Origin of the sequence: Kitasatospora sp. NBC_01560 (assembly GCF_045208415.1) — a bacterium.
Classification (GTDB): Bacteria; Actinomycetota; Actinomycetes; order Streptomycetales; family Streptomycetaceae; genus Kitasatospora.
In genome coordinates, this window is the sequence record NZ_CP109364.1 from 1,180,723 (window position 1) to 1,201,425 (window position 20,703).

The 20,703-nt window shown below is 75.4% G+C and carries 20 protein-coding genes; 11 read left to right on the forward strand and 9 right to left on the reverse strand.

From position 1 onward, the window contains the following. Positions 1 to 421: 421 nt before the first annotated feature. Complete coding sequence (locus OH807_RS05155) at positions 422 to 1,867, forward strand: DUF2252 domain-containing protein (RefSeq protein WP_406210721.1); 1,446 nt, start codon at positions 422 to 424, stop codon at positions 1,865 to 1,867. Between the two features lie 94 nt (positions 1,868 to 1,961). On the opposite strand, the gene OH807_RS05160 is transcribed toward OH807_RS05155, so the two are convergent. The 3 genes from OH807_RS05160 to OH807_RS05170 all read right to left on the reverse strand — a co-directional run bounded on the left by OH807_RS05160 (position 1,962) and on the right by OH807_RS05170 (position 4,935). Further along, a complete protein-coding gene (locus OH807_RS05160) occupies positions 1,962 to 2,651 on the reverse strand; it encodes an alpha/beta fold hydrolase (RefSeq protein WP_406194418.1) in 690 nt (229 codons plus the stop codon). Between the two features lie 113 nt (positions 2,652 to 2,764). Next, positions 2,765 to 4,315 (reverse strand): MFS transporter, encoded by a 1,551-nt coding sequence (locus tag OH807_RS05165; RefSeq protein WP_406194420.1) that lies wholly within the window; start codon positions 4,313 to 4,315, stop codon positions 2,765 to 2,767. A 56-nt stretch (positions 4,316 to 4,371) separates the two neighbouring features. Beyond that, entirely contained in the window at positions 4,372 to 4,935 is a 564-nt protein-coding gene (locus OH807_RS05170) for a helix-turn-helix domain-containing protein (protein ID WP_406194422.1), read from the reverse strand. Between the two features lie 156 nt (positions 4,936 to 5,091). Here OH807_RS05170 and pip point away from each other — a divergent pair, with 156 nt between their 5' ends. The 3 genes from pip (at position 5,092) to OH807_RS05185 (ending at position 8,379) form a co-directional block, all read left to right on the forward strand. After that, positions 5,092 to 6,051, forward strand: a complete 960-nt coding sequence (pip, locus tag OH807_RS05175; RefSeq protein WP_406194425.1) for a prolyl aminopeptidase — start codon at positions 5,092 to 5,094, stop codon at positions 6,049 to 6,051. Positions 6,052 to 6,212: 161 nt separating this feature from the next. Next, a complete protein-coding gene (locus tag OH807_RS05180) occupies positions 6,213 to 6,899 on the forward strand; it encodes a DUF6215 domain-containing protein (RefSeq protein ID WP_406194427.1) in 687 nt (228 codons plus the stop codon). 184 nt (positions 6,900 to 7,083) lie between these two features. After that, entirely contained in the window at positions 7,084 to 8,379 is a 1,296-nt protein-coding gene (locus OH807_RS05185) for a DUF5685 family protein (protein WP_406194430.1), read from the forward strand. A gap of 186 nt (positions 8,380 to 8,565) precedes the next feature. On the opposite strand, the gene OH807_RS05190 is transcribed toward OH807_RS05185, so the two are convergent. Beyond that, entirely contained in the window at positions 8,566 to 8,814 is a 249-nt protein-coding gene (locus OH807_RS05190) for a hypothetical protein (protein ID WP_406194433.1), read from the reverse strand. 127 nt (positions 8,815 to 8,941) lie between these two features. On the opposite strand from OH807_RS05190, the gene OH807_RS05195 reads away from it, so the two are divergent. The 7 genes from OH807_RS05195 to OH807_RS05225 all read left to right on the forward strand — a co-directional run bounded on the left by OH807_RS05195 (position 8,942) and on the right by OH807_RS05225 (position 14,972). Next, on the forward strand, positions 8,942 to 9,028 hold the full coding sequence (locus OH807_RS05195; protein ID WP_406210724.1) for a putative leader peptide: 87 nt from the start codon (positions 8,942 to 8,944) through the stop codon (positions 9,026 to 9,028). A gap of 241 nt (positions 9,029 to 9,269) precedes the next feature. After that, complete coding sequence (locus tag OH807_RS05200; RefSeq protein ID WP_406194435.1) at positions 9,270 to 10,280, forward strand: ABC transporter substrate-binding protein; 1,011 nt, start codon at positions 9,270 to 9,272, stop codon at positions 10,278 to 10,280. A gap of 5 nt (positions 10,281 to 10,285) precedes the next feature. Then, positions 10,286 to 11,098 carry an ABC transporter ATP-binding protein gene (locus OH807_RS05205; RefSeq protein ID WP_406194437.1) on the forward strand — a complete coding sequence of 271 codons (813 nt, stop codon included), beginning with the start codon at positions 10,286 to 10,288 and terminating at the stop codon, positions 11,096 to 11,098. Further along, a complete protein-coding gene (locus tag OH807_RS05210; RefSeq protein ID WP_406194440.1) occupies positions 11,095 to 12,033 on the forward strand; it encodes an ABC transporter permease in 939 nt (312 codons plus the stop codon). Before OH807_RS05205 ends, OH807_RS05210 begins: the two co-directional genes overlap by 4 nt. Beyond that, positions 12,030 to 13,595: an FAD-binding protein gene (locus OH807_RS05215; protein ID WP_406194443.1), complete on the forward strand. Its 1,566-nt coding sequence runs from the start codon at positions 12,030 to 12,032 to the stop codon at positions 13,593 to 13,595. The genes OH807_RS05210 and OH807_RS05215 overlap by 4 nt, the downstream gene beginning before the upstream one ends. Positions 13,596 to 13,672: 77 nt before the next feature. Next, positions 13,673 to 14,005, forward strand: coding sequence for a 4Fe-4S dicluster domain-containing protein (locus tag OH807_RS05220; RefSeq protein ID WP_406194446.1), 333 nt, complete (start codon positions 13,673 to 13,675; stop codon positions 14,003 to 14,005). A gap of 76 nt (positions 14,006 to 14,081) precedes the next feature. Next, positions 14,082 to 14,972 carry a TauD/TfdA dioxygenase family protein gene (locus OH807_RS05225; protein ID WP_406194449.1) on the forward strand — a complete coding sequence of 297 codons (891 nt, stop codon included), beginning with the start codon at positions 14,082 to 14,084 and terminating at the stop codon, positions 14,970 to 14,972. 158 nt (positions 14,973 to 15,130) lie between these two features. On the opposite strand, the gene OH807_RS05230 is transcribed toward OH807_RS05225, so the two are convergent. From OH807_RS05230 to OH807_RS05250, 5 genes are all read right to left on the reverse strand, one after another. After that, the gene (locus OH807_RS05230) at positions 15,131 to 16,477 is read right to left on the reverse strand and encodes an LLM class flavin-dependent oxidoreductase (protein WP_406194451.1); all 1,347 of its coding nucleotides are present in this window, start codon (positions 16,475 to 16,477) and stop codon (positions 15,131 to 15,133) included. Positions 16,478 to 16,582: 105 nt separating this feature from the next. After that, positions 16,583 to 17,824, reverse strand: a complete 1,242-nt coding sequence (locus OH807_RS05235) for an ROK family protein (protein ID WP_406194453.1) — start codon at positions 17,822 to 17,824, stop codon at positions 16,583 to 16,585. Between the two features lie 122 nt (positions 17,825 to 17,946). Next, complete coding sequence (locus tag OH807_RS05240) at positions 17,947 to 18,348, reverse strand: pyridoxamine 5'-phosphate oxidase family protein (RefSeq protein WP_406194455.1); 402 nt, start codon at positions 18,346 to 18,348, stop codon at positions 17,947 to 17,949. A gap of 90 nt (positions 18,349 to 18,438) precedes the next feature. Next, a complete protein-coding gene (locus tag OH807_RS05245) occupies positions 18,439 to 19,071 on the reverse strand; it encodes an MBL fold metallo-hydrolase (protein WP_406194457.1) in 633 nt (210 codons plus the stop codon). Beyond that, complete coding sequence (locus OH807_RS05250) at positions 19,068 to 20,153, reverse strand: S-(hydroxymethyl)mycothiol dehydrogenase (RefSeq protein WP_406194459.1); 1,086 nt, start codon at positions 20,151 to 20,153, stop codon at positions 19,068 to 19,070. Before OH807_RS05250 ends, OH807_RS05245 begins: the two co-directional genes overlap by 4 nt. Between the last annotated feature and the right edge of the window lie 550 nt (positions 20,154 to 20,703).

The window sequence follows — 20,703 nt, forward strand, 5'->3', positions numbered from 1 at the left end:
TCGGCGGCCACCCGGCTACCAGCGCCGCCCGAGAGTGGACGGCGGTCAATCGAGTCATATCACCGCAATTCGCCCCCTGCACCCCGTCCCTGCGCCCTTCCGTCCCCTCCTCGCCCCTCCCTCCTCCCCTCCTCCCGGCCCCCGGCCCCCGGCCCCCGGCCCCCGGCCCCCGGCCCCCCGGCCCCCCGGCCCCGGCTCGCAGGCTCCCCGCCGACGATCGTCCACGACCGGACGGCACCCCGACGGCGCCCCGACGGCCCCCGGAACCGCCGCCGCCCGCGCGGCGTCCCTCCCTCCCGACAGGCCGGTCCGGCGGGCCGGGTACCCTGCTGCCCGGCCCGCCGAGGGGCCGGGTCCGCGCAGGTCGCGGGCGGGTACGACGTGGAACGACAGAGGGACGGGGCGGGACGCGGTGACGCAGCTGACCGAAGCGGTGGAGAGGTCCGACCGGCAGGCGGACGAGGCGGGGGACGGCGGGGGCCCGGGGCGCCGGTTCACCGTGGAGGGCTTCGCCCCGCGCCACGACGGCCGGGCGCGCGAGCGCGGCAAGGCCCTGCGGGAGCGGACCCCGCGCGAGCGGCATGCCGAGTTCGTGCCCGCCGACGACCGGCCGACGGCCGTCGAGGCGATCGAGGCGTCCAACGCCGGCCGGCTCACCGAGCTGGTGCCGATCCGGCTCGGCCGGATGGCGGCCACCCCGTTCGCGTTCCTGCGCGGGTCGGCCGGCCTGATGGCGGCCGACCTCGCCACCACCCCGACCAGCGGGATCACCGCCCAGCTCTGCGGCGACGCGCACGCCGCCAACTTCGGCCTCTACGGCGACGCCCGCGGCCACCTCGTGATGGACATCAACGACTTCGACGAGACGGTGCCCGGTCCCTGGGAGTGGGACCTCAAGCGGCTCGCCGCCAGCCTGGTGCTGGCCGGCCGCGAGATCGGCGCCGACGAGACGACCGCACGCCGGGCCGCCTTCGACGCGGCGGGCTCGTACCGGCGGACCATGCGGGCGCTGGCCAAGCTCTCTGCCCTGGACGCCTGGAACGCCGTCGCCGACGACCAGCTGATCTCCTTCGCCCAGGCGCACGACCTGGCCGATGCCCTGCAGAAGGTCGGCGCCAAGGCGCTCGGCAACACCAGCGCCAAGTTCGCCGCCAAGTCCACCGTCCGGACGGAGGAGGGCGGTTGGCGGTTCACCGCCGCTCCGCCGGTGCTCAGCGAGGTGCCGGACGCGACGGCACGTGCGGTGGCCGCGGCGCTCGGCCCGTACGTGAGCACGGTGCCGGGCGAGCTGCAGCCGCTGCTCGCCCGGCACCACGTGCAGGACGTGGCGTTCCGGGTGGTCGGCACCGGCAGCGTCGGCACCCGCTCGTACGTCGTGCTGCTCACCGACCACCGCGGCCAGCCGCTGGTGCTCCAGGTGAAGGAGGCCCGGCCGTCGGTGCTGCTGCCCCACCTGGCCCGCGCGGGGCACCCGGTGACGGCGCAGGACGGCCACGAGGGCCGCCGGGTGGTGCTCGGCCAGAAGCGCATGCAGGTGGTCAGCGACACCCTGCTCGGCTGGACGACGGTGGACGGACTGCCCTACCAGGTACGGCAGTTCCGCAACCGCAAGGGCAGCGTGGACCCGGCGGCGCTGCTGCCGGCGCAGCTCGACGACTACGCGCGGATCACCGGCGCCCTGCTGGCCCGGGCGCACGCGCACACCGCCGACCCCGGCACGATCACCGGGTACTGCGGCAAGAACGAGGCGCTCGACGACGCGATCGCCGCCTTCGCGGTGGCGTACGCGGACCGCACCGAGGCGGACCACGCCGACCTGGTCGCGGCCATACGGGCCGGCCGGCTCACGGCCGAGCACGGCGTCTGACCCCTGACCGGGCCGGGCTCCGCGCCCGGCCCGCGCCCGGCCCTGCCCGGGGCCCGGATCGCGGCCCCGGCCCGGGGCCGCGGTTCACCCGGGCTCAGGCCGCGCCCAGGAACGGTGCGACGGCCGCGACGAACTCCGCCGGCCGGGCCTGGTGGACGAGGTGCCCGGCCTCGATGGTGACCACCCGGCAGTCCGGGATCCGCACCGCCATCTCCGCGATCCCGCCCTGCGGGACGTGGCTGGCCGAACCACCCGCGACGATCAACGTCGGCGCGGTGATCGCGGCCAGCCGCTCCAGCCAGCGCGGATCCGGGGTGTCCACCTGCCCCTTGACCGCCTTCACCACCGCCCAGTCGAAGTGCACCGGCCCGTCCGGCGCGTCGGCCACCCGGCTCGCCGGGCGCGGGTGCGGCGCGGGGACGTCCTCCAGCACCAGCCGGCGGATCCGCCCGGGCCGCTCCTGGGCGACCAGGTACGCCACCACGCCGCCCATCGAGTGGCCGACCAGGTCGACGCGCTCCAGCCCGAGCGCGTCCAGGAAGGCGAGCACGTCGTCCCGCATCTCCACCAGGCCGTACCGGCCGGGCCGGCCGCTGTCGCCGTGCCCGCGCAGGTCGAGCGCGAACACGTGATGGGCGGGGGCGAGCTCCGGCAGCACGCCGGCCCAGTCGAGCGACCGCTCGCCGAGGGCGTGCAGCAGGACCAGCGGCGGGCCGTCCGGGGGCCCGCTCTCCCCGTAGTTGAGGGTGACCTCCGGCAGTTCCACCGTCCCGTACGTCGTCATGACGATCACCGTACGTCGCACCGGCCCCGATCCGGACGGCTGTTCGCCCAGCGCTCAACCCCGGTCCGGCCGGGTCGGGCCAGGTCAGGCCCCGGGGCGGCCCGGTCGGGCCGTCACACCGCCCGGCCCGCGACCTCGCCCGCAGCCTTCCCCGCCCGCTGCCCGTCGGCCGCGTGGCCGACCGCACCACCGAGCCCACCGCCGACCGCACCACCGGCCCGGTCGGTCGGCTCCCGGTCGGCCGCCGCCCGCCCCGCGAACACCGAGGCCAGCACCGCCAGTCCGGTCACCGCCGCGCAGACCGCCGCCGCCCAGGTGTAGGCGGCCCGGTGCCCGCCTCCACCGCCGGTGGCCCGCAGGTAGACGCCGGAGAGCGCCGAGACGCAGACCGCCGCCGCTATCCGCTGCGCCATCTGCAGGATCGCCCCGCTCACCCCGGCCGCCTCGGCCGGTGCATGGCGCAGCACGAAGGCCTGGTTGGTGGCGCCCATCACGCCCACGGCGGCGCCGCCGAGCAGTTGCAGCGCGGCGAGCAGCCAGGGCAGCGCACCGGCCGGCCCCCAGTGCACCACCAGACCGCTCGTCAGCATCACCAGGGCCGAGCCGGTCAGCCCGGCGGTGACCGTCCGCCGGCCGAACCGCTGCACCACCCGCCAGGCCAGCGCCGAGGCGACTCCCATGGACACCGCCGACGGCAGCGCGACCAGGGCCGCGCCCATCGGGGAGAGCCCCAGGCCGTCCTGAAGGAACATGGTCAGTACCAGCCCGGCCGCGACGGAGGAGCCGAACTGGGCCATCGCCACGGCCGTCCCCAGCGCGTACGGCCGGGACCGGGTGAGCGCCGGGTGGATCAACGGCTGGCCGCCGGACCGGGCCCGCCGGCGCTGCCACCGGACGAGGACGCCGAGCAGCAGACAGGCGCCGGCCGTGAAGGCCAGCCCGCCGGTCCAGCCGGGCGGCTGGACGAAGGGCAGCATCAGCGTCAGGGTCAGCGCGCCGACCAGCAGCAGCCCGACCACGTCCAGGTCGGCGTTCCGGGCGCTCGGCCGCGGCCGGGGCAGGTAGCGGGCCGCCAGGGCGACGGTGGCCAGGCCGAACGGCAGGTTCAGCAGGAAGGTCAGCCGCCAGCCGTACTCGGGGCCGACCGCGGCCAGTACCGCACCGCCCACCGGCGGGCCGAGGGTGAAGGCGAGCCCGCCGGTCACGGCGTACATGCCGAGCGCCCGGGCCCGCAGCTGCCCGGTGAACACGTCCTGGAGGGTGCCGATCATCTGCGAGTTGACCAGCCCCGCGCCCGCGCCCTGGAGCAGCCGGGCGGCCACCAGCACCCACGGTTCGGTGGCGGTCGCCGAGAGGAGGCTGACCAGGGTGAACACCGCCAGCCCGACGACGAAGAGCCACTTGCGGCCCCGGACGTCGCCGAGCCGCCCGCCGGGCACCAGTGCCAGCCCGAAGGCGAGCGAGTAGCCGGCCACGATCCACTGCAGGTGGGCGGGCTGGGCGTGCAGGCTCTCGCGCAGCGCGGGGAGCGCGGTGTTCAGTACGGACTGGTCGAGCAGAGTGGTGAACCCGCCCGCGACACAGACCAGCAGCACCCGGCGCCCGGCCGCGTCGAACCGTTCCCGGGGAGCCGGAACCCCCTCGCCGGGTACCGGCCCCGGCACCGGCCCCGGTATCGGCCCCGGTATCGGCTCCGGCGCCGGCCCGTCGCTGGTCCGCTTCACGGGACGACCACCACCAGCACGTACCGGGCGTCCGCGGGCCCCGGGCAGCGGAACCTCGTGCTCTCCGCGACGAACCGCAGGCAGTCACCGGCCCCGAGCAGCTGCGGATCACCGTCCACCGTCAGCTCCAAATCGCCTTCCAGCAGCCAGAGATGGTGTTCCAGCCCGGGCACCGACGGCCGGTCGTAGGCGATGTCGGCACCGGCCGGCAGCAGGCCCTCGACGAGCTCCGCCCGCAGCGACCCGTGCGGCGGGGAGACCGACCGCCGGACGAACCCGGTCGCCTCGTCCCGCCACACCCGCTGCTCCCCGGCCCGCACCAGCCGCGCCGGCGCCGACTCGACCTCGGCCAGCAGCCGCGACATGGTCCGCCCGTAGACGGCGCAGAGCCGCCCGAGCAGCGCCGCGGTCGGACTCACCTCGGCCCGCTCGACCCGCGACAGGGTGGACCGGCTCACCTCGGCCCGCCGGGCCAACTCCTCCAGCGTCCAGCCTCGTTCGAGCCGCAACTCGGCCAGTCGGCCGGCCAGCCGCTCGTCGGCGGCACCGTCGATTCCCATATTCGCGATGCTATCCCGGATCCGGGATCGCCAGAAGGGCACACGCTCCGGCGCCCGGCCGAGACCGGCCGCCTCGCCCAACACCCCTACCGAGGAGGAGGCTTGGGAGGAAAATCGCGGGCGCCGGGCCCGGGAGGCCGCCTAGGATCGACGGTCATGGTTGATCTCTATCCTCCGACCCACCCCTACCACCACGGATTCCTCGACACCGGAGACGGCAACCGCATCTACTACGAACAACTCGGCAGCCCCACCGGCAAGCCCGTCCTGTACGTGCACGGCGGGCCGGGCGCGGGCACGCCGAAGCGGCCGACCCGGGCCTGGGACCCTGACCGCTACCGCGTCATCCGCTTCGACCAGCGCAACTGCGGCCTCAGCACCCCGCACGCCAGCGACCCGGCGGCGGACATGGGCCTCAACACCACGCAGCACCTGATCGACGACATGGAGCGGCTGCGCGAACACCTCGGCGTCGACCGGTGGTTGCTGAACGGCGCCTCCTGGGGATCGACACTCCTCCTGGCGTACGCGCAGCAGTACCCCGAGCGGGTCAGCGAGATCATCATCCAGGCGGTGACGATGACCCGCCCCTCCGAGACCCACTGGCTCTACCGGGGCGCCGGACGGTTCAAGCCCGAGGCGTGGGACCGGTTCCGCGACGGGGTCCCCGCGGACGAGCGGGACGGCGACCTGCTCGCTGCCTACGCCCGGCTGATGGAGCACCCCGACCGGGCCGTCCGGGAGCGGGCCGCCAACGACTGGCTCGCCTGGGAGGACGCCGTCGTCTCCGACGAGCCCAACGGCATCCCCGGCATGTACAGCGCCCGCGAGACCGACGAGCGGATCGCCTTCGTCCGGATCTGCGCGCACTTCTTCAGCAACGGTGCCTGGCTGGCGGAGGACCAGTTGTTGCGGGACGCCCATCGGCTGGCCGGGATCCCCGGCGTGCTGGTCCACGGCCGGCACGACATGGGCAGCCCGGTGGAGTCGGCGTGGGCCCTGGCGAAGGCCTGGCCGGACGCGCGGCTGCACATCTTCGAGGACTCGGGGCACGTCGGCAGCGAGGCCATGGTGCACACCGTCCGGGAGGCCATCGAGGAGTTCAAGAACCGCTGACCCGCCCCTCCCGGCAGCACCGGCGCAGGCCTGCCGGGCCTGCGCCGGTGAGTGGCCGGTCACCGCGGAAAACTGCGGCGACCGGCGCCCCGCCCGTGGGCTACGATCGCGCAGCCCGTGCAGGCCGCACGGGGTGGGGCGAGGGACTCGGGGCGGGGCGGATGAGCGAGGACGTGGTGGAGGCCGGCAAGAGCGAGCCGAGCGGGGCCGTGCAGGCCGCGACGGCACTGCTGCTGATCGGCGGCACCGTCGCGGGCCTGTGGGGGTTCGGCGTGCTGGGCAACGCCTCGGCGAACGGCAACGAGCCCGCCGCGTGCCCCGCGCCCAAGCAGTCGGACGCAGCCGAGTACCCGGCGCTGTGCGCCGCGCTCAACCGCCCCGACCTGCCGACCCTCGTCGGCATGCCGACCGAGCGCGTCTCGGTCGCGCAGTCCGGCGGCGGCCCGGTCACCTACGCGGACGGGACGAAGGAGGACGTCCCTGCGGCCGAGGTGCAGATCGGCCAGGTCCGGGTGCGCATCACCGACAACCGCACCCTCACGGTCGACGACGCCGCCTTCTTCACCTCCTCGCCGCCCGTCCGCACGCAGGTGCTCGACCACTCCGCGCGGACCTTCACGGACCACACGATGGCCATCAGCTTCGGTCTCACCGGCGGGAAGGCCAGCGCCGGGACAGGCGGCATCGCGCGGCACCTCGTCGTCGCGAAGGCCCCCGGGGCCCTCGGCGGCGGCTCGTTCGAGCTCGCGATCTGGCGTCAGGACAGCGCGGACCCGGACGAGGCGGCGCTGTTCCGGATGGCCGAGCAGATCCTGCCGGAGCTCCGGACGTGGGTGACGGGGCCGTAAGCAGGGCCGTAGGCGCAGCCCGGCCGGACAACCCGGCCGGGCCCAGCCCGGGCTCCCGACCGGGCCCCGACCCCGACTGCCGCGGGCCGGTCGTCCCGAGCGGTCGCCGTCCCCGAAGCCTCCACCGGCTGGTCATATGATGTGCGACCAGGGCCGATCGAGGCCCGCACGGGCAAGGGGGATCATGTTCGGCATCATCAGGCCGTGCCGGCACCGGCTCTCCGAACGCCTGCAGACCTCGTGGATGGCGCACCTGTGCGGGCTCTGCCTCGCCCTCCGTGACGACCACGGCCAACTCGCCCGGACCGCCACCAACTACGACGGCCTGATCATCTCCGTCCTGGTCGAGGCGCAGACCGCGCCGGACGACGCCTCCTGGCGCCGCACCGCCGGGCCCTGCCCGCTGCGGGGGATGCGGACCGCCTCGGTCGCCAAGGGCGAGGGGGCCCGGCTGGCGGCCGCCGTCTCGCTGGCCCTCGCCTCGGTGAAGATCCGCGACCACGTCGAGGACGGGGACGGCGTGTTCGCCCGCCGGCCCGTCGCGGTCGGGGCGCGCGCCGTCACCCGGCGCTGGGACCGGAAGAGCGCGGGCAGCGCCTCGGCGGTCGGCTTCGACACCGCCGTGCTGCTCGACGCAGCCGCCCGCCAGGGCGAGTTGGAGCGCGCGCTCCCGCCCGGCGGCTCCGTCCTGCTGGTCACCGAGCCGACCGAGAGCGCCACCTCGGCCGCGTTCGCCCACACCGCCGTGCTGGCCGGGCGGCCCGGCAACGCCCGGCCGCTGGCCGAGGCCGGCCGGCTGTTCGGCCGGCTCGCGCACCTCCTGGACGCCGCCGAGGACGAGGCCGCCGACGCCGCGAGCGGCGCGTGGAACCCGCTCACCGCGACCGGCACCGGTCGTGCCGAGGCCGAGCGCCTCTGCCGGGACGCCGTCCACGGCATCCGGCTGGCGCTGCGCGAGGTGGAACTGACCGACCGGGCTCTGGTGCACGTGCTGCTCGCGCACGAGACCGAACGCGCCGTCGAGCGGGTCTTCGGCCCCGCCGCGCACGCGGCCGGCTGCCGGACCGGCGCCGCCGCCCCCACCGCCGCCGACCCCCGGCACTCCTCCCCCACCCACCACCCGGACCGGACGCCGCCCACCGGACCGGGCGCGCCCGTGCCGCCGTGGGTACCCCGGGGCCCCGGGTTCACCCCGCCCGGCGCCCCGCCGCCGCACCGCCGCAACCTGCTGGCCGGCTGCGCGGTCTGGGCGCTGATGGCCTGCACGTGCCGGCTGATGTGCTGCGACCACGACGACCCGTTCTCCCGCGAGCGCAAGCCCGGCTGGTGCCCCCAGCAGGACTGCGGCTGCGGCGACTGCTCGGGCTGCGGCGACTGCTGTCAGTGCTGCCAGTGCTGCGGCGACGGCGGCTGCTGCGACGGGTGCGGATGCGACGGCTGCGGGTGCGACGGCGGTTGCGACTGCGGCGGCTGCAACTGAGCCGCCCGCCCGGAGGGCCCCGGGACGCCTGACGCCCGCCCGGCAGGTTCCGCCCCGGCACCCTCCGGCCCGGCACGTTCCGACCCTGCACTCCCGGCGCCTCCGGCGGCGCCCGCCGGACCGCCCGGGACGGCCGGCCCCCGCTGCCAGAGCGGCAGCACGGGGACCGGCCACCCCGCCGCACGGTCACGCATCCGGGACCGCCGCCCCGTTCAGCACCACCGCCCGTGCCGCGGGGACGGCCTGCCCGGCCCGGTCCGCCGCCAGCGAGCTCTCCAGCCGCTCCAGCAGCACCCGGAAGCGCTCCACGTCCTGCCCCGTCATCCGCCCCTCGGGCCGCCGCACCCGCCCGTCGCCCACGCCCCGCACCTCTCGCCTGCCCTGCCCGCCCTGCATGCCCTGCCCACCCCGTGTCCCGGCCGTTCCTTCGTTCATGCGGCGACGCTACGCGCCGACGATCAACGCGCGATAAACACCGCCGGCCGCCCGCCGCGGTGCCGGGTTTCTTCCGCCCCGTGAACTTACGTTGACCCTGCCGGGCGGGCGCTGGAACGCTGTCGGTGTGAGCCAGTCCCAGAGCCTCGTAGGCCGCCTGCACGTCGATCTGCGACGTCACGCGAGCGCGATCTGTGCCGTCGCCGGTCGCTGACGCCCGGCTGCCCCCGCTCACCCACCCCGCCCCCGGCGCACTCCGGCCCGGCCGTCCCGTCCGACGCCCGTGCCGTCGTCCCCGCCCGCCCGGGCGGCCCCGCGCCCTCGTGCCGCCGCTCCCCGCCGTACTCCCGACGGGCCCGGCGGCGTACCTCCGCGCACCCGCCGGCGCCCGTCGCACACCGGCGGACGACCGCCGCACCCCCGCCGCACGCCCACCGCCGCAAAGGAACCGCCCCATGGCCTCCACCTCCCGCCGCCAACTCCTCGCCCTCGCCGCCCTGGGCGCCGTGGCCGCCGCCTGCGGGCAGGCCACCGCCTCGGGAGGCGGCGGCGACGGGGCGCGGAAGCTCCGCTACCAGGGCTGGGCCGGACAGGTCACCCTGCCCGAACTCGCCGAGGACCTGGGCTACTTCGGCGACGTGAAGCTGGAGTGGGTGGGCAACACGATCAGCGGGCCGCAGGACGTCCAGTCCGCAGCCACCGGGCAGATCGACTTCGGCGGCGCATTCAACGGCGCGGTGGTGAAGCTGATCGCCGCCGGCGCCCCGGTCAAGGCGGTGATCAGCTACTACGGCGTCGACGAGCAGACCTTCAGCGGCTACTACGTCCTGGAGGACAGCCCGATCCGCTCGGCCCGGGACCTCCTCGGCAAGAAGGTCGGCATGAACACCCTGGGCGCGCACGCCGAGGCGATCCTCGACCTCTACCTCCAGCGCAACGGCCTGACCGCGGCGGAGATCGGCAAGGTGGAGCCGACCGTCGTCCCCCCGGTCAACACCGAACAGGCCCTGCGGCAGAAACAGATCGAGGTCGCGGTGCTCGGCGGCGTCCTGCGGGACAAGGCACTGGCCACGGGCGGGATCCGGCCGCTGTTCAGCGACTTCGACCTGCTCGGGCGGTTCAGCGCCGGCACCTACGTGGTGACCGAGCGCTTCCTCAAGGAGCACCCCGTCACCGCCCGGACCTTCGTCACCGGGGTGGCCCGGGCGATCGAGTGGGCCCGGACCACCCCGGCCGAGGAGGTGATCGCCCGGAGCACCCGGATCATCCAGAAGCGCGGCCGCGGCGAGGACACGGCCGCGCTCAAGTACTGGAAGTCCACCGGCGTCGCGGAGACGGCCGGACGGATCACCGACGAGCAGTTCAAACCGTGGACGGACTGGCTGGTCGCGCACGGCGACATCCGGGCCGGCCAGGTGAAGCCGGCCGGTCTCTACACCAACCAGTGCAACGGATACGGGGGTTGAGCACGATGAGCGCACAGATCAGCTTCCGGGGCGTCACCAAGACGTTCCCGGTCCGCGGACGCCCCGGGGCCGGGTTCGTCGCCGTCGACCGCGTCGACCTCTCCATCGCCGCGGGCGAGTTCACCGTCCTGGTCGGCCCGAGCGGCTGCGGGAAGTCCACCCTGCTGGACTTGGTGGGCGGGCTCACCGCGCCCACGTCGGGCGAGATCCTGCTCGACGGCCGCCCCGTCGCCGGCCCCGGCCGGGACCGCTCCACGGTGTTCCAGCAGTACGCACTGCTGCCGTGGCGCACGGCCCGCGGCAACGTCGAGTTCGGGCTGGAGTCGATCGGTCTGCCCCGCCGGCAACGAGCTGCCCGGGCCCGGGAGTTCCTCGACCTGGTGGGGCTGGCCGGCTTCGAGGAGCGGTATCCGCACGAGCTGTCCGGCGGCATGAAGCAGCGGGTGGCCATCGCCCGCAGCCTCGCGTACGACCCCGAGGTGCTGCTGATGGACGAGCCGTTCGCCGCGCTGGACGCGCAGACCCGGGAGTCGTTGCAGACCGAGCTGCTGCGGATCTGGCAGCGCACCGGCAAGACGGTGCTGTTCATCACGCACGGCATCGAGGAGGCGGTCTACCTCGGCCAACGCGTCGCGGTGCTGACCTCACGGCCCGGGCGGGTCAAGGAGGTCGTCGGCATCGACCTGGGCGACCGCGAGCAGGCCCGGGATCTCCGGTCCAGCCCCGAGTTCGCCCGCTACCGGCACGAGATCTGGAGCCTGCTGCACGAAGAGGTCAGCCGGGCACAGCAGTTGGAGAGGGAGGTCAGCCGAGTATGAGTACCGATGTCAAGGCCCCACGACCGGCACGGCCGGAGCCGCCCGCAGCAGGGCAGCCCGCAGCAGGACAGCCCGCAGCAGGGCAGCCCACCGGCACGGCCGACCGGGCCGCCGAACGGCCGGGCCCCGCGACGCCGACCGCACGCCCGACGCGGCCGCGCCGGCTCCGCCGGCTGCTGCGGACGGCCGTCACCAGGAGCCTGGCCGTCGCCCTGCTGCTGGCCCTCTGGGAGACGGCCCCGCGGCTCGGCCTCGTCGACCGGACGTTCCTGCCGCCGTTCAGCGAGGTGCTGGACGCCTGGTACGGGCTGCTGCTGGACGGGCGGCTCGCCACCGACACCGGGGCGAGCCTGACCCGGTCCCTGACCGGCTTCGGCCTGGCGGTGGGCCTCGGAGTGCCGCTCGGCCTGCTGATCGGCTGGTACCGGCCGGTCGCCGACCTGCTCAGCCCCCTGCTGGAGCTGTTCCGCAACACCGCGGCGCTGGCCCTGCTGCCGGTGTTCGTGCTGATCCTCGGCATTGGCGAGACCTCCAAGATCTCCATCGTGCTGTACGCCTGCGTCTGGCCGGTGCTGCTCAACACCATCAGCGCCGTCCGCACCGTCGACCCCACCCTGCTGCGGCTCGCCCGGTCGCTCGACCTGCCACCGCTGCGGCTGTTCCAGAAGGTGATCCTGCCCGCCTCCGTCCCGGCCGTCTTCACCGGCATCCGGCTGGCCGGCGCGGTGTCCGTCCTCGTCCTGGTCGCCGCCGAGATGGTCGGCGCGAAGGCCGGGCTCGGCTACCTGATCAACGCCTCGCAGTACAACTTCGCCATCCCGCAGATGTACGCGGGCATCCTCACCGTCTCGGTGATCGGGGTGGCCTTCAACCAGCTGCTGGTCACCGTGGAGCGCCGGTTCACCTCCTGGCGGCCCGCCCGGGAGGTGTCGTGACCGAGGACCTCGCCACCGACGTCCTGGTGGTCGGCGGCGGCCCTGCCGCCACCTGGGCCGCGCTGGACGCCGCCCGGGCCGGCGCCCGGGTGGTGCTCGCCGACAAGGGCTACTGCGGCACCAGCGGCGCCACCGCCGCCGGCGGCACCGGCGTCTGGTACGTCGACCCGGACCCGGCCGCCCGGGCGGCCGCGATGGCGAGCCGCGAGGCGCTCGGCGGCCACCTCGCCGACCGGCGCTGGATGGCCCGCGTCCTCGACCGGACGTACGAGGCCGTCAACGAGCTCGCCGAGAGCGGGACGTACCGCTTCCCGACCGGCCCGGACGGCCGACCGCTGCGCAACGGGCTGCAGGGCCCCGAGTACATGCGCCGGATGCGGATCCGGGTGCGCCGGGCCGGGGTGCGGATCCTCGACCACAGCCCCGTCACCGAGCTGCTCACCACCGCCGACGGGGTGGTGGCCGGCGCGGCCGGCTACCGGCGCCAGGAGGGCCGCCCCTACCGGGTGCGGGCCGGCGCGGTGGTGCTCGCCACCGGCGGCTGCGCCTTCCTGAGCAAGGCACTGGGCACCGACACCGACACCGGCGACGGCGCCCTGTACGCCGCCGAGGTGGGCGCGGAGCTGTCCGGCATGGAGTTCTCCAACGCGTACGGCATCGCCCCCGAGGGCACCTCCGTCACCAAGACCGCCTTCTACGCCTTCGCCACCTTCCTCCGCGAGGACGGCGGCGTGCTGGAGGGCGCGGCGAGCCAGGGCGGGCGCTCGGTGATCGCCCGCGCCCTGCTGGAGGGCAAGGTGTACTGCGTCCTCGACCGGGCGGACACCGCCGCGCAGGCCGCGATGCGGCGCGCCCAGCCGAACTTCTTCCTCACCTTCGACCGGCTCGGCATCGACCCGTTCCACGACCGGTTCGCCGTCACCCTGCTCGCCGAGGGCACCGTGCGCGGTACCGGCGGCATCCGGATCGCCGGCGACGACTGCCGGACCACCGTGCCCGGCCTGTACGCCGCGGGGGACGCCGCCACCCGCGAGCTGATCTGCGGCGGCTTCACCGGCGGCGGCAGCCACAACGCCGCCTGGGCGATGTCCTCCGGCAGCTGGGCCGGCCGCGGCGCCGCCCGGTACGCGCTGGCGCTCGGCCGCGGGGCCGCGGGCCGGCCGCTGCGCGCGGCCGGCGGGGCGGGCCTGCGCCCGGCCGGCCGCGCCGGGGTCGACCACCGCGACGTGGTGGCCACCGTGCAGGGCGAGGTGCTGCCGTACGACAAGAACTACCTGCGGCACGGCGACGGCCTCACCGAGGCGCTCACCGTGCTGGACGACACCTGGCGGCAGCTGCGCGGCGGCCTGCGGGGCATCGGCCGCGGCGCGGTCCGGGCCCGGCAGGCCGCCGCGCTCGCCGCCAACGCCCGGTGGATGTACCGCTCGGCACTCGCCCGGACGGAGAGCCGCGGCATGGCCCGCCGGCTCGACCACCCGGACCAGGACCCGGCCCAGCACCACCGGATCGTCTCCGGCGGGCTGGACGAGGTCTGGACCCGCCCGCTGAAGGGGCCGGTCTGACCGGAGTGCCCCACTCCGCCGGCGCCCCCTGCCCCGGCACCCCCTGCCCGAGGAGCCCGCCCGACCGAGGAGCCCGTGTGATCGAGATCGTCTCCGCCGAACGCTGCATCACCTGCGACAGGTGCATCAAGGTCTGCCCCACCGACGTCTTCGACCGCGGCCCGGACGGCGTCCCGGTCGTCGCCCGGCACGACGACTGCCAGACCTGCTTCCAGTGCGAGGCCAACTGCCCGGTGGACGCGCTCTTCGTGGCCCCGCACACCACCCGCGCGCCCCAGGACGAGCGACAGCTCGCCGAGGCCGGGCTGCTCGGCAGCTACCGGGCCCGGATCGGCTGGGGCCGGGGCCGCACCATCGGCTCGCTGCACTCCGTCGGACCGGACCTGGGCGCCGTCCCCGTCACCTCCTGACCACCCGTCCGCCCCCGCGACACCCCGTTCCCGTTCACCCGGTCCTCCCGGACCGCCAACATTCTTAGGGACCACCATGCCCAGCTTCGAGATCCACCGGATCGGCGGCCGGATCGGCGCCGAGATCACCGGCATCGACCTGGCCGGACCGCTCGACGAGAAGACCGTGACCGCCCTCGACGAAGCGCTGCTCCGGCACAAGGCCCTGTTCTTCCGGGGCCAGCACCTGGACGACGAGGGCCAGCAGCGCTTCGCCCGGTACTTCGGCCCGCTCACCACCGCCCACCCGACCGTCCCCTCGCTCGACGGACAGCCCAACGTCCTGCCGGTCGACAGCGAGGGCGGCGGCCGGGCCAACCACTGGCACACCGACGTGACCTTCGTCCGCACGCCGCCCAAGGCCTCCACCCTGCGCAGCCTGGTGGTGCCCCCGTACGGCGGGAACACGCTGATCGCCAACACCCAGACCGCCTACCGGGACCTGCCGGAGGCTCTGCGGGCATGGGTGGACGGCCTCTGGGCCGAGCACACCAACGACTACGACTACGCCCAGGGCCGTGAGCTCGGTGCCGAGGAGGCGGAGCAGCGGCGGGTCTTCACCTCGACGACGTACCGCACCGCCCACCCGGTGGTCCGGGTCCACCCGGACTCCGGCGAACGCGGGCTGTTCGTCGGCGGGTTCGCCGAGCGGATCACCGGCCTGCCGTCGGACGCCTCGCGTGACCTGCTGCGCACGCTCCAGTCGTACGTGACCCGGCCGGAGAACGTCGTCCGCTGGCGCTGGGAGGTCGGTGACGTCGTGCTGTTCGACAATCGGGCGACCCAGCACTACGCGCCGGACGACTACGACGACCTGCCGCGCCGGCTCCACCGCGTCACCGTCGCCGGGGACGTGCCGGTCGGTGTCTCGGGCGAGCCGAGCCGTGTGCTGGAGGGTGACGAGGCCTCCCACTACACCGCTTCCTGACCGGCCCGCCCGAACGGCCCGCCCGGACCGCAGGAACGAACCGGGGGGGCCGAACCGCAGGACCGACGGCCGGTGCCGAACGCCGGGAGCCGCCCGGGGAGCGAATCCCCGGGCGGCTCCCGGCGTTCCCGCCACCGCACCGCACCCGCGCGGTGCAGTCAGCTTGCGGCAGCAGCCGCCGCCACAGGCCCCGCCGCCGGTCGCGGCACCGGTCGCGGCAGGCCGTAGTGGTCGCGCAGCGTCCGCCCGGTGTACTCCTCCCGGAACAGGCCGCGCTTGCGCAGCAGCGGCAGGACCTGCGCGGTGAAGTCCTCGAAGCCGCCCGGGAGGACGGGCGGCATGATGTTGAAGCCGTCGGCCGCGCCCCGGGTGAACCAGGTCTCGATGTGCGCCGCGATCCGCTCGGGCGTCCCCACCACGACCTGGTGGCCGCGGCCGCCCCCGAGCCGGCCGATCAGCCGGCGCAGGGTCAGCCGCTCGCGCCCGGCGAGGTCGCGGATCAGCTCGAACCGGCTCTTCGCCCCGTTGATCTCGGCGACCGGCGGCAGCGGCGGCAGCGGTTCGTCCAGCGGGTGGCCGGAGAGGTCGACGCCCAGCACCGAGGACAGCACCCCGATCGAGCGCTCCGGGCTGATCAGTTCGTCCAGCTCGCGGTCGAGCCGCCGGGCCTCCTCCTCGGTCGAGCCGAGCACCGGGACGACGCCGGGCAGCACCCGGACGTCCCGCCCGTGGGCGGCCGCCCGGCGCTTGAGGTCGGCGTAGAACGCCTGCCCCTCGGCGAGGGTCTGCTGCGCGGTGAACACCGCCTCCGCCCAGCGCGCGGCGAACGCCCGGCCGCTCTCCGAGGAGCCGGCCTGCACCAGCAGCGGGTGTCCCTGCGGGCTGCGCGGGATGTTGAGCGGCCCGCGCACCCGGAAGTGCTCGCCGGCGTGGTTGATCTCGTGGACCTTCGCCTCGTCGGCGAACCGGCCGCCGGCGCGGTCGAGCTGCAGCGCGTCGTCCTCCCAGCTGTCCCACAGCGCGGTGGCGACCCGGAGGAACTCGTCGGCCCGCCGGTAGCGGACGGCGTGCTCCTGGTTGGCGTCGCGGCCGAAGTTCTGCGCGGCCCGGTCACCGGCCGAGGTGACGATGTTCCACCCGGCCCGGCCGCCGCTGATGTGGTCGAGCGAGGCGAACTGCCGGGCCAGGTTGTACGGTTCGGTGAACCCGGTGGAGACGGTGCCGATCAGGCCGATCCGCTCGGTCACGGTGGCGAGCGCGGTGAGCAGCGTGATCGGCTCGAAGTGCCCGACCAGGCCCCAGCCGCCGTCGGTGCGCGCCTCGACGCCGTCCGCGAGGAAGACCGAGTCGAAGGCGGCCGCCTCGGCGGCCCGGGCCAGGCCCTGGTAGTGCGCGACGTCACCGGCCCGGGCCGGATCGGTCCGCGGGTGGCGCCAGGCGGCCTCGTGGTGGCCGACGCCCATCAGGAAGAGGTTGAAGTGCAACTGCCGCTCGGCAGCGGGCATGACGGATCGCCTCCGGGTTCGGGGAAGGGGAGAGGGAGGGGGGAAGGGATGTCAGAATCCTCTCCGCCGCCCCGCCCGGGGACAACGATTCACCGGCGGGGGGAATTAATGCGCCGTTGACGCCGCCGCCACGCGGGCGCCCGACCACGCGGCGACCGGTGCGGTACGCAGCTCCATCGGCCGCCGGTAGGCGCTGTCCAGCACTCCGGCGCAGGCCGCGACGGCGAGGACGTCCACGCCGAAGGAGCCGGCCGTCACCAGCCGGGCGGCCTCGGGCCGGGCGTGTTCCGCGAGCCGCCGGTGGAGGTGCTCGGCCAGCCCGGGTGCCACCGCCAGTCCGGCCTCGGTGACCACCAGGACCTCCGGGTTGAGCATGTTGAGCAGCAGTTCGGCCGCCGGGGCGACGAGCCGCAGCCGTTCCTCGAACAGCCGCAGCGCGGCCGGTTCGCCCGCGCCTGCCAGGGCCAGCAGCCGGTCGAAGTCCGGCGCAGGGAGGAGGCCCTCGCGGTGGGCCCGGCGGGCCAGGGTCCGTTCGGATACGGAGGCCTGGAGGCAGCCCGTCCGGCCGCACGGGCAGGGCTCGGTGGAGCCCGGCACCGGCAGGTGGCCGATGTCCCCGGCCCGGGAGCGGCGACCGCGCAGCACACCGCCGCTGGTGGCGATCGCGGCGTCGACGACGTTGCCGACGAAGAGGTGGACGAGCTCGGTGGCGCCGTGGCCGGCGCCGAACAGCAGCTCGGCCTGGGCGAGGGCCCGGGCGTGGCTGTCCAGGTGGACGGGCAGCCTGGTCGCCCCGGCGAGCACGTCCCGCACCGGGACGTCCTGCCAGCCGAGCGGGCCGTGCTCCACCACGGTGCCGCGTTCGGAGTCGACCCAGCCGCCGGTCACCACGCCGAGCCCCAGCAGCGGCCGGCCGGCCGACCGCCGGGCGACGAACCCGGGCAGGTGCGCCCGGACCACCCGCAGCACGTCGGAGGCGTCCCCCTGCCGGGGCAGGCGTTCGTGGGCGACGACGCGGCCGCGCAGGTCGAGCAGGGCGAAGGTCAGCCAGGGCACCCCGATGTGGACGCCCATCGCCAGATGGCCGCGGGTGTCGATGTCGAGCGGCAGCTGCGGCCGGCCGGACCGGGGCGGTCCCTGCGGCGGCAGTTCGCGCAGCAGTCCGAGCGCGATCAGGTCGGCGGTGTGGCGGGAGACGGCGGCCGGGCTGAGCCCGATGGCCCGGCCGACGGCGGTGCGGGTCAGCGGGCCGCCGGCCAGGACGGCCCGCAGGACGAGGCCGGCCGCGCCGCCCTCGGCGGGCGGCGCGGCGCGGCCGAACGCGGGAGGTGCGACCAGGGAGAGCATGCGGTCGATGCTGGCAGCGGCGTGTTGCGCGGGAGTGGCGACGGCATGAAGCCGCTGCCAGCGGCGCGGGCGCAGCGGTGCGGGCGCGGGCCGCCGTTCCCCCGGCCGACCGCCGCGGGTGGTCAGGCCCGGCCGAGCACCCGGTCGACGGTGATCTCGATGACCACCCGGTCCGGGTTCACCCGCGGTTCGCGGTAGCGCTCGGTGTAGCGCCGGACGGCGTCGGCCACCGCCTCGGGTTCGTCCCGCACCACGGCCACGCCCTCCAGCGTGGACCAGCGGGCCCGGTCCACCTGGCAGACCGCGACCCGCATCCCGTCGGCTCCGGCCGCGAGGACGTTGCGCACCTTGCGGCTGGTCCGGCTGCTGATCACCCGGGCGGTCCCGGTCTCCGGCTGGTACGTGACGCCCACCGGCACCACGTGCGGCGAACCGTCCGGCCGCCGCGTGGTCAGCGTGGAGATGTGCCGCTCCCGCCAGAAGGCAAGGAACGCTTCGTCGAGTTCGCGCGGATCATGGGCCATGCCCGCGATCGTACGACGCCCGCCCCGGCGCGCGGGGCACCGGGGCGGGCGGAACGGCCCAGGTCAGTGGGCCCGGGCGGGGCGGCCCGCTCAGTGGCCGCGGGCGAGCCACTCGGGGAGTGCGGGGGCCTCGGCGCCGATGGTGGTCGGGTCGCCGTGCCCGGTGCGGACGACCGTCTCCGGCGGGAGCCCGAGCAGGCGGTCGCGGATCGAGTCGATGATGGTCGGGAAGTGCGAGAACGACCGGCCGGTGGCGCCGGGACCGCCCTGGAACAGGGTGTCGCCGGTGAAGACGGTGCCGAGATCGGGCGCGTACAGGCAGACCGCGCCCGGGGCGTGACCGGGGGTGTGCAGGACGGTCAGCCCGGTGCCCGCCACCTCGATCCGCTGCCCGTCGGCGAGTTCGCCGTCCGGGAGCCGGTCGGGGTGGGTGAGCTTCCAGAGCGGCAGGTCGTCCGGGTGCAGCAGGATCGGCGCGCCGGTGCGGGCGGCGAGCGCCGGTGCGGCGTCGATGTGGTCGTTGTGCGCGTGGGTGGAGACGATCGCCAGCAGCCGGCGGCCGCCGAGCGCGGCCTCGATGGCGTCGGCGTCGTGGGCCGCGTCGATCACCACGGCCTCCGCGTCGTCGCCGACGATCCAGACGTTGTTCTCCACCTCCCAGCTGCCGCCGTCGAGTTCGAAGGTGCCGGCGGTGACCAGCCGGTCGATCCGGGCCGTGCTCACAGGATCACCACCGAGCGGAGGACGTCGCCCTCGTGCATCCGCGCGAAGGCCTCCTCCACGCCGTCGAGCCCGACCGTGCCGGTGACGAAGGCACCGAGGTCCAGCCGGCCCTGGAGGTACAGGTCGATCAGCATCGGGAAGTCCCGCGAGGGCAGGCAGTCGCCGTACCAGGAGGACTTCAGCGCGCCGCCGCGGCCGAACACGTCGAGCAGTGGCAGCTCCAGCTTCATCTCCGGCGTGGGCACGCCGACCAGGACGACGGTGCCGGCCAGGTCACGGGCGTAGAACGCCTGGGTGTACGTCTCCGGACGGCCGACCGCCTCGATCACCACGTCCGCGCCGTTGCCGTCGGTCAGGGCGCGGATCGCCTCGACCGGGTCGGTCGTGCGGGAGTTGACGGTGTGGGTGGCGCCGAGCTTCAGCGCGCCCGCCAGCTTGCGGTCGTCGATGTCCACCGCGATGATCTTGGCCGCACCGGCCAGCCGGGAGCCGAGCACGGCCGCGCCGCCGACGCCGCCGCAGCCGATCACCGCGACGGAGTCGCCCCGGCCGACGTTGCCGGTGTTGATCGCGGCACCGATGCCCGCCATCACCCCGCAGCCCAGCAGGCCGGCGACGGCCGGCTCGGCCGCCGGGTCGACCTTGGTGCACTGGCCGGCCGCGACGAGGGTCTTCTCCGCGAACGCGCCGATCCCCAGGGCCGGCGACAGCTCGGTGCCGTCCAGCAGCGTCATCTTCTGCTTGGCGTTGTGGGTGTTGAAGCAGTACTGCGACCGCCCGCGCCGACAGGCACGGCACTGGCCGCAGACGGCACGCCAGTTGAGGACGACGAAGTCGCCGGGGGCGACCTCCGTGACGTCCGCGCCGACCGACTCCACGATGCCCGCCGCCTCGTGGCCGAGCAGGAACGGGAACTCGTCGTTGATGCCGCCCTCACGGTAGTGGAGGTCGGTGTGGCAGACGCCGCAGGCCTGGATCCGGACCACCGCCTCGCCAGGCCCCGGGTCGGGTACGACGATCGTCGTCACCTCCACGGGCGCGCCCTTGGCGCGCGCGATGACTGCCTTGACCTGCTGGGCCATCCGATTCCACCTCCGTCGGCCGATGCCGCTCTGCACCGGCGTGACCTGCTCAAACGACTTGCCCACGAAGCGTATCGCCCGCGCGCGCCCGCGCCCGGCGAACGGCTCCCGTGATCCGGCTCACCGCCGCCCTCGGCGGGCCCGGGCCGGCACCGCACGACCCGGGCCGGCCGCCCCCGACACCGGGCCAGGGGCGCGCGGCCGCGACCGAGCGCCCGTCATCGGCCCCCGGGCGACCGGCGTTGGCTGGAATCGTTGCTGACTGTCGCCCGGCGCCCACGTACGGTCGAACCGAACCCGACACGCCCGACCCATCCGTCCCGCCCACGAACGCCCCGTCCACGACCGTCCTGCCCCGGCCCCTCCTGCCCCGTCCGTCCCTTCCCGCCTGCCCTGCCCGTTCGTCCCCTCCCGTCCGTCCCCTCCCGCGTGCCCCTGCCCGTTCTGCCGTTGCGGCCGCCCCTGCACCGGTTGCCGGCACCGGCCCCTGACACCGCCTCCGATCCACCGCGTCCGACCCACCACGTCCGACCCACCGCGTCCGATCCAC

Coding starts and splice junctions, on each gene's coding strand:
- OH807_RS05160 (WP_406194418.1), bottom strand. CDS start 2,651: ATGACGACGTACGGGACGGTGGAACTGCCGGAGGTCACCCTCAACTAC.
- OH807_RS05170 (WP_406194422.1), bottom strand. CDS start 4,935: ATGGGAATCGACGGTGCCGCCGACGAGCGGCTGGCCGGCCGACTGGCC.
- pip (WP_406194425.1), top strand. CDS start 5,092: ATGGTTGATCTCTATCCTCCGACCCACCCCTACCACCACGGATTCCTC.
- OH807_RS05180 (WP_406194427.1), top strand. CDS start 6,213: ATGAGCGAGGACGTGGTGGAGGCCGGCAAGAGCGAGCCGAGCGGGGCC.
- OH807_RS05185 (WP_406194430.1), top strand. CDS start 7,084: ATGTTCGGCATCATCAGGCCGTGCCGGCACCGGCTCTCCGAACGCCTG.
- OH807_RS05190 (WP_406194433.1), bottom strand. CDS start 8,814: ATGAACGAAGGAACGGCCGGGACACGGGGTGGGCAGGGCATGCAGGGC.
- OH807_RS05200 (WP_406194435.1), top strand. CDS start 9,270: ATGGCCTCCACCTCCCGCCGCCAACTCCTCGCCCTCGCCGCCCTGGGC.
- OH807_RS05205 (WP_406194437.1), top strand. CDS start 10,286: ATGAGCGCACAGATCAGCTTCCGGGGCGTCACCAAGACGTTCCCGGTC.
- OH807_RS05210 (WP_406194440.1), top strand. CDS start 11,095: ATGAGTACCGATGTCAAGGCCCCACGACCGGCACGGCCGGAGCCGCCC.
- OH807_RS05225 (WP_406194449.1), top strand. CDS start 14,082: ATGCCCAGCTTCGAGATCCACCGGATCGGCGGCCGGATCGGCGCCGAG.
- OH807_RS05230 (WP_406194451.1), bottom strand. CDS start 16,477: ATGCCCGCTGCCGAGCGGCAGTTGCACTTCAACCTCTTCCTGATGGGC.
- OH807_RS05235 (WP_406194453.1), bottom strand. CDS start 17,824: ATGCTCTCCCTGGTCGCACCTCCCGCGTTCGGCCGCGCCGCGCCGCCC.
- OH807_RS05240 (WP_406194455.1), bottom strand. CDS start 18,348: ATGGCCCATGATCCGCGCGAACTCGACGAAGCGTTCCTTGCCTTCTGG.
- OH807_RS05250 (WP_406194459.1), bottom strand. CDS start 20,153: ATGGCCCAGCAGGTCAAGGCAGTCATCGCGCGCGCCAAGGGCGCGCCC.